The organism is Ruminococcus sp. CAG:330 (assembly GCF_000437175.1).
Lineage (GTDB): Bacteria > Bacillota > Clostridia > Oscillospirales > Ruminococcaceae > Ruminococcus_C.
Genome location: NZ_FR898056.1, coordinates 1 through 14,752, shown reverse-complemented (window position 1 = coordinate 14,752; position 14,752 = coordinate 1). Strand labels below are relative to the sequence as shown.

At 53.2% G+C, this 14,752-nt stretch carries 13 protein-coding genes and 1 pseudogene; 10 read left to right on the top strand and 4 right to left on the bottom strand.

The window, feature by feature from the left end; translation table 11 throughout:
* Positions 1 to 392, bottom strand: a pseudogene (locus QZL66_RS06590) (sodium:solute symporter); the annotation flags it as partial.
* A 388-nt stretch (positions 393 to 780) separates the two neighbouring features.
* Here QZL66_RS06590 and QZL66_RS06585 point away from each other — a divergent pair.
* The 10 genes from QZL66_RS06585 (at position 781) to nrdD (ending at position 10,172) form a co-directional block, all read left to right on the top strand.
* Positions 781 to 1,071, top strand: coding sequence for a DUF2325 domain-containing protein (locus QZL66_RS06585; protein WP_022410940.1), 291 nt, complete (start codon positions 781 to 783; stop codon positions 1,069 to 1,071).
* Positions 1,072 to 1,297: 226 nt separating this feature from the next.
* Positions 1,298 to 3,463, top strand: a complete 2,166-nt coding sequence (locus QZL66_RS06580; protein WP_022410939.1) for a glycoside hydrolase family 9 protein — start codon at positions 1,298 to 1,300, stop codon at positions 3,461 to 3,463.
* 25 nt (positions 3,464 to 3,488) lie between these two features.
* Positions 3,489 to 4,004, top strand: coding sequence for a flavin reductase family protein (locus tag QZL66_RS06575; RefSeq protein WP_022410938.1), 516 nt, complete (start codon positions 3,489 to 3,491; stop codon positions 4,002 to 4,004).
* 167 nt (positions 4,005 to 4,171) lie between these two features.
* Entirely contained in the window at positions 4,172 to 4,591 is a 420-nt protein-coding gene (gene queD, locus QZL66_RS06570) for a 6-carboxytetrahydropterin synthase QueD (RefSeq protein ID WP_022410937.1), read from the top strand.
* A 2-nt stretch (positions 4,592 to 4,593) separates the two neighbouring features.
* Positions 4,594 to 5,259, top strand: a complete 666-nt coding sequence (queE, locus tag QZL66_RS06565; protein ID WP_022410936.1) for a putative 7-carboxy-7-deazaguanine synthase QueE — start codon at positions 4,594 to 4,596, stop codon at positions 5,257 to 5,259.
* Positions 5,260 to 5,269: 10 nt separating this feature from the next.
* Entirely contained in the window at positions 5,270 to 5,836 is a 567-nt protein-coding gene (gene folE / locus QZL66_RS06560; protein ID WP_336308655.1) for a GTP cyclohydrolase I, read from the top strand.
* An 18-nt stretch (positions 5,837 to 5,854) separates the two neighbouring features.
* Positions 5,855 to 6,544: a 7-cyano-7-deazaguanine synthase QueC gene (gene queC, locus QZL66_RS06555; RefSeq protein WP_022410934.1), complete on the top strand. Its 690-nt coding sequence runs from the start codon at positions 5,855 to 5,857 to the stop codon at positions 6,542 to 6,544.
* 1 nt (position 6,545) lies between these two features.
* Complete coding sequence (gene queF, locus QZL66_RS06550) at positions 6,546 to 7,046, top strand: preQ(1) synthase (protein ID WP_022410933.1); 501 nt, start codon at positions 6,546 to 6,548, stop codon at positions 7,044 to 7,046.
* A 13-nt stretch (positions 7,047 to 7,059) separates the two neighbouring features.
* Positions 7,060 to 7,560 (top strand): anaerobic ribonucleoside-triphosphate reductase activating protein, encoded by a 501-nt coding sequence (gene nrdG, locus QZL66_RS06545; protein WP_022410932.1) that lies wholly within the window; start codon positions 7,060 to 7,062, stop codon positions 7,558 to 7,560.
* Between the two features lie 431 nt (positions 7,561 to 7,991).
* Entirely contained in the window at positions 7,992 to 10,172 is a 2,181-nt protein-coding gene (gene nrdD, locus QZL66_RS06540) for an anaerobic ribonucleoside-triphosphate reductase (protein WP_022410931.1), read from the top strand.
* A gap of 138 nt (positions 10,173 to 10,310) precedes the next feature.
* On the opposite strand, the gene lysA is transcribed toward nrdD, so the two are convergent.
* The 3 genes from lysA to lon are packed head-to-tail and all read right to left on the bottom strand — an operon-like array spanning position 10,311 to position 14,734.
* Positions 10,311 to 11,609, bottom strand: coding sequence for a diaminopimelate decarboxylase (lysA, locus tag QZL66_RS06535; RefSeq protein WP_022410930.1), 1,299 nt, complete (start codon positions 11,607 to 11,609; stop codon positions 10,311 to 10,313).
* Positions 11,610 to 11,650: 41 nt separating this feature from the next.
* Positions 11,651 to 12,274, bottom strand: a complete 624-nt coding sequence (gene yihA / locus QZL66_RS06530; RefSeq protein WP_022410929.1) for a ribosome biogenesis GTP-binding protein YihA/YsxC — start codon at positions 12,272 to 12,274, stop codon at positions 11,651 to 11,653.
* Positions 12,275 to 12,301: 27 nt separating this feature from the next.
* On the bottom strand, positions 12,302 to 14,734 hold the full coding sequence (gene lon / locus QZL66_RS06525; RefSeq protein ID WP_022410928.1) for an endopeptidase La: 2,433 nt from the start codon (positions 14,732 to 14,734) through the stop codon (positions 12,302 to 12,304).
* Positions 14,735 to 14,752 lie beyond the last annotated feature (18 nt).

Sequence of the window (14,752 nt, the reverse complement as noted above, 5' to 3'; positions counted from 1 at the left end):
ACGATAATGGCTGCGGCAATTTTCAGCCCCTTGGAATGCCAGCGCAGTTCAAAGTACTCCGGCATTGTCTTTGCGCCCAGGGACTGCGTCATGATACGGGTGCGTTTTCCCAAAACTACCCACGCCAGCGCACTGCCCAGCAGCGCATTGCCCACGCCGACCCATGCGGCCGATACGCCGTAGCTCCAGCCAAACTGTCCGGCATATCCGATGAAAACGACTGCGGAAAAATAGGATGTGCCATAAGCGAAGGCGGTCAGCCACGAGCCTACGTTTCTTCCGCCCAGCACGAAATCATTGACCGACTTCGCCTGCTTGGACGTGTATACGCCGATGCCCATCATAATTGCAACATAAATGATGATCATCCCGATTGTGATTGCGGTTGTCATAATTCCTCTCCTTTGTGCGACGTGCGGTCGCAATACTATAAATTATTTTACCTGGCTAAAGCAGGCACGTCTCTTATTATAATAGAACGCAGAGAAAATGTCAACAGTTTTTCTGGAAAAACTGGCAGCTTTTTTGTACTTTTGCTGATTTTTGCAAAAAAGGGGAACTTTTTACAGAAAGCCGAAGAAAATCGAAAAAAAGGCTTGACAAAGCAGCATATCTGTGTTATTCTATAGTTAGTCAAGACTAACAAGGCGGTCTGGCATGGCCCCTGGATCGGATTTTCGATTGATGCCAGGCTGCTGTTTGCTTGACATGCCAGAAATACAAGATGTCCGGCCGGAACGAAATGGGCAGGATGTCACAACAACAGAGAGGTGAATTACGATGAGTGTTGTAATTATCGGCGGAAACGAGAGAATGAGCCGTCAGTATGCAGACGTTTGTGCAGCCCACGGCTACGATGCCAAAGTGTTTCCGAAAGAAACCGGTCCGATCGAAAAGAAGATCGGCTCGCCGGATCTGATGATCCTGTTTACCCAGACCGTTTCCCACAAGATGGTGCAGGGTGCTGTCAAGGCAGCCAAGAAAAATAATGTGCCCATTGCACGGGTACAGAGCAGCAGCATCACAGCGCTGCGGAATCTGCTGGGAACCCGCACTGCAGTAGCATCCTGAAAGTTTTCGGACAAGCATGAATGATCGGTTAAAGAAGAGCGGCATTTCCTGCATCAGCAGGGGATGCTGCTTTTTACCCATTTTTTGCACCTGAAATCGCAAAAATTCTTGACAAACTGCCGAATTTATGGTATGATAAATTTATCAACAGCTTGTGCAGCCGGCTTGTGCGGATTGTACAATGGAATGGAAAAGCAACATGATCATGATAAGGAGTGCATTCAACATGAAGAATTGGAAGAAACGAATGGCAGCGATCCTCTCGGCAGGAACGCTGGCAATGACCGGGACGGTTTCCGCACTGTCCGGGTGGAGCGCTTCGGCAGATGCCACGTTTTCCTATGGCGATGCCCTGAAGATGTCCCTCTATTTTTATGATGCCAACCAGTGCGGGCCGGATGCCGAGAACAACTGTCTGACATGGCGTGGCGCCTGCCACACCTACGATGGAGAGGCATCTCTGAGCAATGCCGAAGGACTCTCGTCTGCTTCGCTGGCTGCCATCAAGGCGGCCAACGGCGGAAGCGATACTGTAGATGTTTCCGGCGGTTACCACGATGCCGGCGACCACTTGAAATTCTCTGTAACCATGGGATTTTCCACCGCATCACTGGCATGGTCCTACTTTGAGAACCCGAAGGCATACATCGAAACGGGCTGCGAGGATCACCTGCTGTACATTCTGAAAGAAATGTGCGATTATATGATGAAAGTGACCTATCTGGACAGCAGCGACAATGTCATCACGTTCTGTTATATGGTCGGTGACGGCGGTCAGGATCACGGCATCTGGACAGCGCCGGAAGGGCAGACCATGAATCGTCCGACTTACTGGGCAGATGCCTCGCATCCGTCCGCAGATGCTGCCGGCGAAATGGCAGCAGCGCTGGCTTCGACCTCACTGGCATTCCAGAGCAAGAATCCGGAGTATGCGCAGAAGTGCCTGAAGTATGCCAACGCATTGAAGGACTTCGCTGCAAAGTATCCTTCTGCAAGTTATGATGGTATTGGCTCATTCTATGCATCTGGCAGCCAGAACGATGACGTGGCATGGGCAGATCTCTGGTGCGCAATCGCCAACAACGGCGGAAAGCTGCCGGATTCCTATCGCCCGATCTCTGTTTCGCAGGGCGTATATGAGGGGAATCAGTATGACTACTGGGTATATTCCTGGGATAAGGTATGGGGCGGCTATGCAGCACTCCTGTATTCACAGGGACGTGAAAGCTATGGCAATGAACTGGTTTTTGAGATGGACAAGCTCATCAGCAATAAGACACAGTACTTTCCGATTGGCGGATGGGGCGGTTCCCGTTACAACTGCGCATGGCAGATGTACGCACTGACCTATGCAAAATACAGCGGCTCTTCTACCTATAATGAGTACGCTAAGAGTCAGATGGATACTCTGCTGGGTGCAAACTCTGCAAACCGCACCTACCTGCTGGGATGCGGAGATACCTGGCCGCAGCACATTCATCACAGAGCTGCCAATCCGAATAAGGATACCATGACATATACACTCTACGGTGCATTGGTCGGCGGTCCGGATGCCAACGGTTCTTATGACGACAACACCGACAGCTACAGCTGCACCGAGCCGGCACTGGACTACAACGGCTGCTTCGCACTGGCTGCTGCCGGACTTTACAGCGTTTACGGCGGTTCCGCAGACAAGGCAGATGCAACCATTGCCAGCGCAAGCGAAATCAAGAGCGACTATGTCTTTGATTACGGCGGGAGCTCGGTTATTCCGGAGCCGGAGGACACCTGGAAGATCGTACCGGATACCATGACTGTCGGCGAAACTGCCGAGGCAATAATTCAGCACTACATTGGTGGAAATGACTACATCTTTACCTCTTCTGATCCGGACGTTCTGGAAGTCAGCGGAAGCGGACTTTCTGCAACTCTGACCGCAAAGAAAGCAGGAAGCGTCATCCTGACTGCAACGTGCGGTGCACAGGTACTGACGCAGGACATCACCGTAATTGGAGAAACTACCACCACAACAGAGGAAACCACGACGACAACCACAGAATCCACGACTACCACAACTACCGAGGAGTCCACCACAACGACCACTTCGTCTTCGGAAACCACCACAGAGAGCACAACGACTGAATCCACCACCACAGAAACTACCACCAGCACGACCAACGGCGGTTCTGTTGACCCGACCTTGTTCTACGGCGATGTCAATCTGGATGGCGACATTGACCTTGCAGACGCTGTCCTGCTGAATAAGGCAGTTGCCGGCGTGGTTTCTCTGAACGAGCTTGCAAACAAGAACGCAGACTGCAATGGCAACGGCACTGTAACTGCAGATGATTCCATGATGCTCCTGCAGTTCTTGGTACACCTCATCAACCAGCTGGGACCGGAGGCATAAGGAGTGCCGGAAAGGAGCTTGGAGTATGAATCGAAAGGCTTTGCAGAAATTGTCCTATGGCGTGTATCTCGTCACGACAGCGAACGGCAACCAGCTTGCCGGATGCGTGGCAAACAGTGCGATGCAGATCACCTCTGCGCCGGCGCAAATCGCCGTCAGCCTGAATCATGACAACGCCACCCACGATGCCGTGGTGCAGGCGGGCAAGTTTGCCGTTGCCGTGCTTCCCACGGATGTGGAGCCGTCCCTGATCGGTGGCTTCGGCTACCGTTCCGGTCGGGATATCAATAAGTTTGCCGAAATCCTGTACCAGATGCAGGACGGCATGCCGGTTCCGAGAGTGGCAATGGCGTGGATCACCTGTGAAGTGGTACAGACCATGGATGCCGGCACGCACACCATCTTTCTGGGGAAAGTGCTGGATTGCGATGTGACACGGGAGGATGCGTTCCCCATGACCTATCAGTATTACCACACGGTTATCAAGGGGCAGAGCCCGAAGAATGCGCCGACCTATGTTCCGCCGGAAGAAAATGCTTGACAGTTCCCGCAAGTTGTGCTATAATAAGACACAACACGACAGTTCGCTTGCACCATCCTGTCGCTAAACAAAACTAGGGCATTCCAATAAAACCGGATTTTAAAATCTGATAGATTGGATGCAGCCGTTTTGACCAAACGGCTGCATTTTTTTGAGGTGAAAACATTATGTATTACTTAAAAACATCGGCAGCTTTTGACAGCGCTCATTTTCTGTCCGGCTATCAGGGCAAGTGCTCCAACCTGCACGGCCACCGCTGGACGATAGAAGTTCTCGTCGGCAAGGAAACGCTTCAGGAAGCAGGGCAGATGCGTGGCATGGTGCTGGATTTCGGCGACCTCAAGCACGCCCTGCGGGAACTGGCAGCATGTTATGACCACGCTCTGATCTACGAGGAACATTCCCTGCACTCCACGACAGTGGAGGCGCTTCTGGCGGAGGGATTCCATCTGATTGCCGTGCCGTTCCGTCCCACGGCTGAGGAATTTGCCAAGCATTTTTACCAGAAGTTGCAGGAACAGGGAATGCCGGTTCACCGTGTGACCGTCTACGAAACGCCGGATAACTGTGCGTCCTACGAGGTGTGATCATGGGAACATTTTCAGTGGTAGAAACATTTGTGAGCATCAATGGGGAGGGACCTCACGCCGGAGAACTGGCGCTGTTCCTGCGGTTTCAGGGCTGCAATCTGGCGTGCAGCTTCTGCGATACTAAGTGGGCAAACACGGACACTGTCCCCACCGAACAGCGCACTGTGGAACAGCTGGTGCAGCTCGCACAGCAGGAGGGCGTGCATAACATCACCCTGACCGGCGGCGAACCGCTGCTCCAGCCGGACATTGCGGAACTGATTACGGTGCTCTGTGCGCTGGGGTATCACGTGGAGATCGAAACCAACGGAAGCGTACCGCTTGCACCGTTTACCTCGCTGGCGTTCCGTCCCAGCTTCACCATGGACTATAAGCTGTCGTGCAGCGGAATGGAATCCCATATGCTGCCGGAGAACTTCGCCTGTCTGACCATGAACGACAGCGTGAAATTTGTGGTGGGAAGCCGGAGCGATTTGGAACGTGCTGTGGAGGTTGTCACGGAACATGGTCTGACGGCACGCTGCCCCGTGTACTTTAGTCCGGTGTTTGGCAGCATCCAGCCGGCGGAGATCGTGGACTTCATGAAAGAACGGAATCTCAACCGTGTTCGGCTGCAATTGCAGCTGCACAAATATATCTGGGATCCGCAGAAACGTGGAGTATAGAGAAAGGGAAATCAGAATGGATACGAAAGCAATTGAACGCCATGTGCGTGGAATTCTGGAGGCGATCGGCGAGGATCCGGATCGTGAGGGGCTGCGGGAGACACCGCAGCGTGTCGCACGGATGTACGAGGAGATCTTTGCCGGAATTGCGCTCTCTAACCATGAGATTGCGCAGATGTTCGGAAAGACCTTCGCCGAGGACACCAACGACGATGCCCAGACTGCGGTAGTGGTAAAAGATATCAGTGTGTTCAGCTACTGCGAGCATCACATGGCACTGATGTATGACATGAAAGTTAATGTGGCGTATGTGCCCCATGGACGAGTTCTCGGACTCAGCAAGGTGGCACGCATCTGTGATATGGCATCCAAACGCCTGCAAATTCAGGAGCGTCTTGGGAAAGACATTGCGGAGATCATTATGGAGGCTGCCGGCACACCGGATGTAGGCGTCTTGATTACCGGCTCCCATAGCTGCATGACCGCACGTGGCATTCGGAACGTCTCTTCGCAGACGACGACCAAGACGTTTTGCGGTGCGTTCCGTACCGATGCGGCGCTGCAAGGGTTACTTTGAGAAAGGAAGCATACGATTATGAAAGCAATGGTTTTGTTTAGCGGTGGCGTAGACAGCACGACCTGCCTTGGCATCGCAGTAGATCGATACGGTGCAGACGAGGTTCTGGCACTGTCTATTTCCTACGGACAGAAGCATCAGAAAGAGATTGAGGCAGCCGGAAAAATTGCCGCTTACTACGGCGTAACTTGGAAGCAGCTGGATTTGTCCATTATTTTTGCCAACTCCAACTGTTCGCTGCTGACGGGATCCACTGAGGAGATTCCGCAGGAGAGCTATGCGGAGCAGCTGTCCCACACCAACGGAAAACCGGTTTCCACCTATGTGCCGTTCCGGAACGGTTTGTTTCTGGCATCGGCAGCAAGTATTGCCCTGTCTTACGGCTGTGAGGTCATCTTCTATGGCGCACACAGCGATGACGCTGCCGGCAACGCCTATCCGGATTGCAGCGATGCATTCAATCAGGCAATGAATCAGGCGATTTTCCTCGGCAGCGGGGAACAGCTGCGCATTGAAGCGCCTTTTGTCCAGTGGACAAAGGCAGATGTTGTGAAGAGAGGTCTGGAACTGCACGTGCCTTATGAACTGACATGGAGCTGCTACGAGGGCGGCGAAACCCCTTGTGGCGTCTGCGGTACATGCCGTGACCGTGCGGCTGCGTTTGCCGCTAATGGCGTGCCGGATCCGGCATTGAAAGGAGCAGAATAAAATGGCATCGGGAAGAAGCAACCAGGAAACGGGAGATATTTCCCTGCTGGGCAATCAGCACACCCAGTACCCCACAGACTATGCACCGGAAATGCTGGAGACATTTCCGAACAAGCATCCGGATCGGGATTACTTCGTCAAGTTCAATTGTCCGGAGTTCACCAGCTTGTGTCCCATTACCGGACAGCCGGACTTCGCAACCCTCTACATCTCCTACGTTCCCAGAGAGCGCATGGTGGAGAGCAAGTCGCTGAAGCTGTATCTGTTCAGCTTCCGCAACCGTGGTGATTTCCATGAGGACTGCGTGAACATCATTATGAACGATCTGATCAAACTGATGGATCCGGCGTATATCGAGGTCTGGGGAAAATTCCTGCCCCGTGGCGGAATTTCCATCGACCCGTACTGCAACTACGGAAAGCCGGGGACAAAGTGGGAACAGGTTGCGTGGGAGCGCCTGACACACCACGACCTCTATCCGGAGTCGGTAAATAACCGGTAAGGAGCTGATCGTTATGCATTATGGTGCAATCAAACCGTGTGACATTGCAAACGGACTGGGAGTTCGTGTCTCCCTGTTCGTGTCGGGATGCCGGCACCGCTGCCAGAATTGTTTCAATCCGGAAACATGGGCGTTCCGGTATGGGCAGCCATACACGGAGGAGACCACACAGCAGATTCTGAAGATGCTGGAGCCGTCCTATATTCAGGGGCTGACGCTGCTGGGCGGAGAACCTATGGAGCCGGAGAACCAGCGGGAGTTGCTTCCGCTGGTGAAAGCCGTCCGTGCGAAATTCGGAGAAGCCAAGGATATTTGGTGCTATACGGGATGCGTTCTGGAGTCCGAACTGCTGGCGGACAGCCCCTATCGCTGTGAGGTGACAGATGCGCTCTTGGCGGAAATCGATGTCTTAGTAGACGGCCCGTTCATAGAGGCGGAGAAGTCCCTGACGCTGAATTTCCGCGGCTCTGCCAACCAGCGAATCCTGTATCTGCGGGAAAAACACGGCGACTGAGCATGTTGCTTTCCCGAAAAAACAAAGGAAAAAATTTGTAAAAACAAGTCTTTTTTGCTTTCGCCATGTGCGAAAAAACAATGCATTTTGGCGTGCGATTTCGGACGGTTGACATTCATTTTTTTCGGGTTTTGTCGCCACCAATGGTTGTGGTTTTTTTCGGGAAAATCTCGGTGATATACAAGATATAGTGTTTACAGAAGGCTCGGCATACCATTTGTTGTGTTCCAAAACACATCCATAATAAGTTTGCTTGACAGTGCCGGAGGCATGGGCTATAATAATACTTGCAACTATTTTGAAAGAAGAAACACGCAAGCTGAAGAATGAAACCTGTACAACGAGAAGGCCACATCTGAACTTTGCTTCTAATCTGCACAGGGAATCTTTATCGGAAAAAACAGCCTGTTGGATAAGAGGAGGAGTCGGCTTTGAAAATCATAAAACGAAGCGGAAAAGAGGATGTTTTTGACCGTTCTAAAATCATTGCTGCAATCAGCAAGGCAAATATCACTGTGGTGGAATCCGAGCAGCTCACACCGGCGCAGATCGAGGAGATCGCACAGGAGATTGAACGGCGTTGCGAGAGCATCCACCGTGCAGTAGATGTGGAAACGATTCAGGACTGGGTCGAAGTGGAGATCATGCAGCATGGCGCTTACCTCATGGCGAAGAACTATATCACCTATCGCTATGAGCGTGGCTTACAGCGCCAGTCCAATACCACAGACCGGAAGATTCTCAGCTTGCTGAATTTTGAAAACGAAGAAGTAAAGCAGGAGAACTCCAACAAGAATCCGGTGGTCAACAGCGTACAGCGGGACTACATGGCAGGTGAAGTCAGCAAGGACATTACCGCACGGTTCCTGCTGCCCCACGATATCACCGAGGCGCACAATGCCGGTATCATCCACTTCCATGATGCGGACTACTTCGCACAGCACATGCACAACTGCTGTCTGGTCAATCTGGAGGACATGCTGCAAAACGGCACGGTCATCAGTGAGACCATGATCGAAAAGCCCCACAGTTTCTCCACAGCGTGCAATATTTCCACGCAGATCATTGCCCAGATCGCCAGCTCCCAGTACGGCGGACAGAGCATCACGCTCTCCCATCTGGCACCGTTTGTTCAGGTGAGCCGGGAAAAGTTCCGGCGGGATGTCCGTCGGGAGTACGAGCGCCTTGGTAAGGAGACAGACGAGGAGACTGTCAACAGCGTGGCAGAAATGCGGGTGCGCAATGAGATCATTCAAGGCGTGCAGATGATCCAGTATCAGGTCATCACCCTGATGACCACCAACGGACAAGCGCCGTTCGTCACGGTTTTCATGTATCTGAATGAAGTGCCGGAGGGACAGACACGAGACGATCTGGCGCTGATTATCGAGGAGATGCTGCGCCAGCGGATTCAGGGTGTGAAGAACGAAAAGGGCGTCTTTATTACGCCGGCATTCCCCAAGCTGATCTATGTGCTGGAGGAGAATAACATTCGGGAGGGCACACCGTACTTCTATCTGACCAAGCTGGCAGCGGAGTGCACTGCAAAGCGCATGGTGCCGGACTATATCTCCGAGAAGATCATGAAGTCTCTGAAAGAGGGCAACTGCTATACCTGCATGGGCTGCCGTTCGTTCCTGNTGGGCTGCCGTTCGTTCCTGACAGTCTACAAGGACGAGAACGACCGCTACAAATTCTACGGCAGATTCAATCAGGGCGTGGTAACGCTGAATCTGGTGGACATCGCATGCTCCTCAGAACGGGATGAGAAGCGCTTCTGGGAGATCTTTGACGAGCGTCTGGAATTGTGCAAGCGTGCACTGATGTGCCGTCACAACCGCCTGAAAGGGACTCCCTCAGATGTGGCGCCGATTCTATGGCAGTATGGCGCACTGGCACGGCTGAAAAAGGGCGAGACCATTGACAAGCTGCTGTACGGCGGTTACTCCACCCTCTCGCTGGGATATGCCGGACTCTGTGAGTGCACACGTTACATGACCGGCAAATCCCACACTGATCCGGAGGCAACACCGTTTGCCCTGCAAGTGATGCGTCATCTGAACGATACCTGCAAGCGCTGGGCAAAGGAAACCAACATTGATTTCAGCCTGTACGGAACGCCGCTGGAGTCCACCACTTATAAGTTTGCCCGCTGTCTGCAGGAGCGGTTCGGTTTGATTCCCGATGTGACAGACAAGAACTATATCACCAACAGCTATCACGTTCACGTGACCGAGCCGATTGATGCATTCCAGAAGCTGTCCTTCGAAGCACAGTTTCAGGAGCTGTCGCCGGGCGGAGCCATCAGCTACGTGGAAGTGCCAAATATGCAGAACAACATTCCGGCAGTTATCGCCGTAATGCAGCACATCTATGACCACATCATGTACGCCGAGCTGAACACCAAGAGCGATTACTGTCAGGTGTGCGGCTACGACGGAGAGATTCAGATCGTTGAGGACGACGGTAAGCTGATCTGGGAGTGCCCCAACTGCGGCAATCGGGATCAGGACAAGATGAATGTAGCACGCCGCACCTGCGGTTATATCGGAACACAGTTCTGGAATCAGGGACGCACACAGGAAATTCGTGACCGTGTAATGCACCTGTAAGCGTTTATCCGGAAAATATAGAAATAAGCAAACATCCGTTCCGAGGATTTCGGGGCGGATGTTTTTGTCGCAAAAAAAGAAGCCCTCTCGAAAAGCGAAAGGGCTTCTTGCAATTTTAGTTGAAAAACAAACAGAATGTTAGATGTCGTTCCGAACCAGATCGTCCAGTGTCTCACGCTTTACCACGATACGGTCTGTGCCGTCCTTGACAAAGACAACAGCAGGCTTTTGCAGACGGTTGTAGTTGGAGGACATGGAGTAGTTGTATGCGCCGGTTGCGCAAACGGCAATGGTGTCACCGACTTCGCAATGCTGGATGGGCATGTTCTCGCCGATGAGGTCGCCGCTCTCGCAGCACTTTCCGGCGATGGTGACCTTTTCGGTCTTGGGCTGAGCCGCCTTGTTTGCAACCAGTGCGTCATAAGCAGACTGGTACAGGATGTAACGGGGGTTGTCACACATACCGCCGTCAATGGAAACGTAGGTGCGGATGTTGGGAATGACCTTGATGCCGCCGACGGTGTACAGCGTAATGCCTGCCGGTGCAGCGATGGAACGGCCCGGCTCGATGAGAATGAACGGGCGCTTTACATCGTGGGTCTCACAGAAGCCGTTGATGACTTTTGCTACCGCCTCCATGTAAGCGTCATAGGGGAGGGGATCGTCAGCCTCTGTGTAGCGAATGCCGAATCCGCCGCCCAGGTTCAGATCCTCTGCCTCGAAGCCCAGTTCCTTCTTCAGCTTTTCGAGGAATTCCATCATCACTTCTGCTGCTGCGGTGAAGCCCTGTGTATCCAGAATCTGCGAACCGATGTGGCAGTGCAGACCGCGCAGCTGGAGGTTCGGATAGGAGATTGCCTTCTGAACTGCCTCGTATGCCTCGCCGGTTTCCAGTGCGAAACCGAACTTGCTGTCGATCTGACCGGTGCGGATGAAGTTGTGGGTGTGTGCGTCAACGCCGGGCTTGATGCGGAGCAGAATAGGGGCAACCAGATGCTTTTCCTCAGCCAGCCGGTTGAGCTGTTCCATCTCGTAGATGTTGTCCACTACGATTCTGCCAACGCCATAATCCAGCGCCATGTTCAGTTCTTCGGTGGTTTTGTTGTTGCCGTGGAAGCAGGCGTTTTTTACATCAAAGCCAGCCTGTACGGCGGTGTACAGTTCACCGCCGGAAACCACGTCGATTCCCATTTGTTCCGACTGCATCACACGGTAGATCTCCTTGCAGGAAAACGCCTTGCTGGCATAGCAAACCAGTCCCTGTCCGTCATAGTAGGTCTCCATGCTCTTGCGGAAGATACGGCAATCCCGCCGGATCATGTCCTCATCCATGACATAGAGCGGGGTTCCGTACTTTTTTGCCAGTGCGACGGTATCCACACCGCCGATGGTCAGATTGCCCTGAGCGTTTACGCCCAAATTGTCAGATACAAACATTTCTTTTTCCTCTCTTTCGTTTGCTTTGGCGCTTGTGGAAATCACTGCGCAGATGCGTCATCTTCCGGTTCGGAATCCTCGCTGTCTGCGGCAATTTCTTCCAAAACTGCCTGCACATCCTCCACGCCTTCCCGTGTTACCGCAGAAAAGGGGATGATATGAATCTGTGAGAAATATGGAATTTCCGTCTGAAATGCCTCCATACGCTTGGCACGTTCTGTCTTGTTCAGCTTGTCCGCCTTGGTCAGTACAATCAGAAACGGCAGCTCCGCCTCCACCAGAAATTCGATCATCTGTAAATCGTCCTTCGAGGGCTTGTGCCGCATGTCGATCAGCAGCAGAATCAGGCGCAGATCACGATCTGCTGCCAGATAGCCGGAGATCAGTCCTGACCACCGCTCTTTTTCCGACTTGGCAACCTTGGCATAGCCGTATCCCGGAAGGTCGACCACAGTCAGCGGGTCTACCCGATAGAAGTTGATGGTTGCGGTTTTGCCGGGAACGGAGCTGACACGTGCCAGCGCCTTTCTCTGAAAGATGCGGTTAATTAGCGTGGATTTGCCCACATTGGAACGGCCTGCAAACGCCACCTCGATGGAATCGCATGGCGGAATCTGCGCATAAGTGCCGTAAGACGCTACAAATTTTGCCTGTTGAAACTGCATATCTTCCTCCTTGATACCGAACCGCTGTTAGACCGGACAAGCCGTGGGGGTCGGTAGAATTGTGCTGGAAATCACGGTACTTTCCGTGTCACCCTTGGGACAGAGCGCCGTTTCCAGAACCGTGTCCAGGGTCTTTGCCGGAACAAACCGGACGTGCTCCCGCACCACGGGATCAACCTCTTCCAGATCCGGCACATTCTCCTCCGGAATCAGAACGGTGTGCATACCTGCTTTATAAGCAGCCATCGTCTTTTCCCGCAGACCGCCGATAGGGAGCACCTTGCCGTGCAGAGTGATTTCGCCCGTCATTGCCACATCGCCACGCACTGGCCTTCCGGACAGGGCAGACACCAGCGCCGTGGTCATAGTCACACCGGCAGAGGGACCGTCCTTGGGGACAGCACCTTCCGGTGCATGGATGTGCAGGTCGTACTTGGTGTAAAAGTCCTCGGGGATGTCATACCTGGCTGCGACGCTGCGCACATAGCTGACTGCGATTTTCGCGCTCTCCCGCATCACATCGCCCAGAGAACCGGTGCACTCCACCTGTCCCTTGCCGGGCATTGCCAGCACCTCCATGGGCATCAGAACACCGCCCACGGAAGTCCACGCCAGACCGTTGACCACGCCGACTGCGTCCTCGTGGCTCTGAAGATCCGGCCGGAATTTTTGCGGTCCCAGATATTCCGGCAGCGTGTCAGCGGAGAATGTGACCTTTTTGCAGTCGCCCTCCACGATTTTCTTCGCTGCTTTTCGGCAGAGCGTGCCGATGGTGCGTTCCAGTTCACGAACGCCTGCCTCTCTGGTGTAGCTGTCAATGAGAGCATAAAGCACCTCGTCCGGAATCCGGCACTGCGTGCCCTTTAACCCGTTTTTCTTCAGCTGCTTTTTCAGCAGGTGTTCCTTGGCAATATGGAACTTTTCCTCTCTGGTATAGCTGCCAAGCTCCACGATTTCCATACGATCCAGCAGCGGTGCCGGAATGGTATCCAGTGTGTTGGCGGTTGCCAGAAACAGAACGTGGCTCAGATCGAACGGAACCTCGATATAGTGGTCGGTGAACGTCTTGTTCTGCTCGCTGTCCAGCACCTCCAGCATGGCAGCGGAGGGGTCGCCGTGAAAATCATTGCCCATCTTGTCCACTTCGTCCAGCAGAATAAGAGGGTTGCTGGTGCCGGCGTGAATCATTGCGCCGATCATTCTGCCGGGCATGGAGCCGACGTATGTCTTGCGATGTCCGCGGATGTCCGATTCGTCCCGCACACCGCCCAGCGAGATGCGCTCGTACTTGCGCCCCAGCGCTTTGGCAATGGACTTGCCAATGGAGGTTTTGCCCACGCCGGGAGGACCGACGAAGCAGAGGATCTGTCCCTGCGCATCCGGATTCAGCGCACGGACGGCGAAGCTCTCCAGAATTCGCTCCTTGACCTTTTGCAGGCCATAGTGATCCCGGTTCAGCACGTTGGCTGCCTTTTCCAGATTCACCTTGCACTTGCTGGACTTATTCCACGGCAGCGAGAGCACGGTGTCCAGATAGCTGCGAATGACAAACGCCTCCTGTGCGCCCTGCGGAATGCCGGAAAGACGCTCCGCCTCTTTTGCCAGTTTTTTTCGGTTTTGTTCATCCAGCGGAAGCTTCTGGATCTGTTCCAGATACGTTTCCATCTCCGCCTCGGGGTCTTCCCGATCTCCCAGCTTTTCAGCAATCAGACGCTGCTGTTCCCGCAGGTAGTAGTCCCGCTGTGAGGTGTCGATGCTCTCCTGCGTCTCCGCCTGAATCTGGCGTTCCAATGTGAGAATATCCAGCTCGTCGGTCATGAGCTGATATAGCTTCCGCAGACGCTCCAGCCAGCTGTTTTCTTCCAGCAGAAGCTGCTTTTCTGTGTAGTCATACGCCAGATTAAAGACGATCTGTTCAAACAGTTTTTTGATGTCCTTTTCGCAGAAAATGGCAGCAGCCATCTCCTCCGGTGCCTGCGGCAGAAGCTCCGCATAGCGCTGGAACGATGCCTTGATGCACCGCCCCAGTGCCTCTTCTTCGTTTTTTTCTTCTGGAGAAATCTCAATTTCCTCCAAGGTGTCGTAAGCTGCAGTCCAGTAATCGTCCGCCTCTTTCTGAAAATCGGATACGGAAATTCTGGTCTTTCCCTCTGCCAGAACCCGTGTGACACCGCTGGGTGTCCGCATTACCTGCCGAAGATCGGCAATTACGCCAACGGTGTAGAAGTCCTCCGGTTTGGGATCTTCCACAATGGCGTCTTTTTGTGCCACTAAGATGACACGGCGATCCTTTCCCATGCCGGCACGAAGCGCATGGAGAAATGTTTCTCGTACCAAGTCAAAATGAATGGTCATTCCAGGAAACACAACAACGCCACGCATTGCAACAACCGGAAGGCGATTGGTCTCCTGCGGCACTTCCGGTGAAGGATTCGGATGATTTGTGATTTCTGTACTCATGAATTTGCTTCCTTTCTG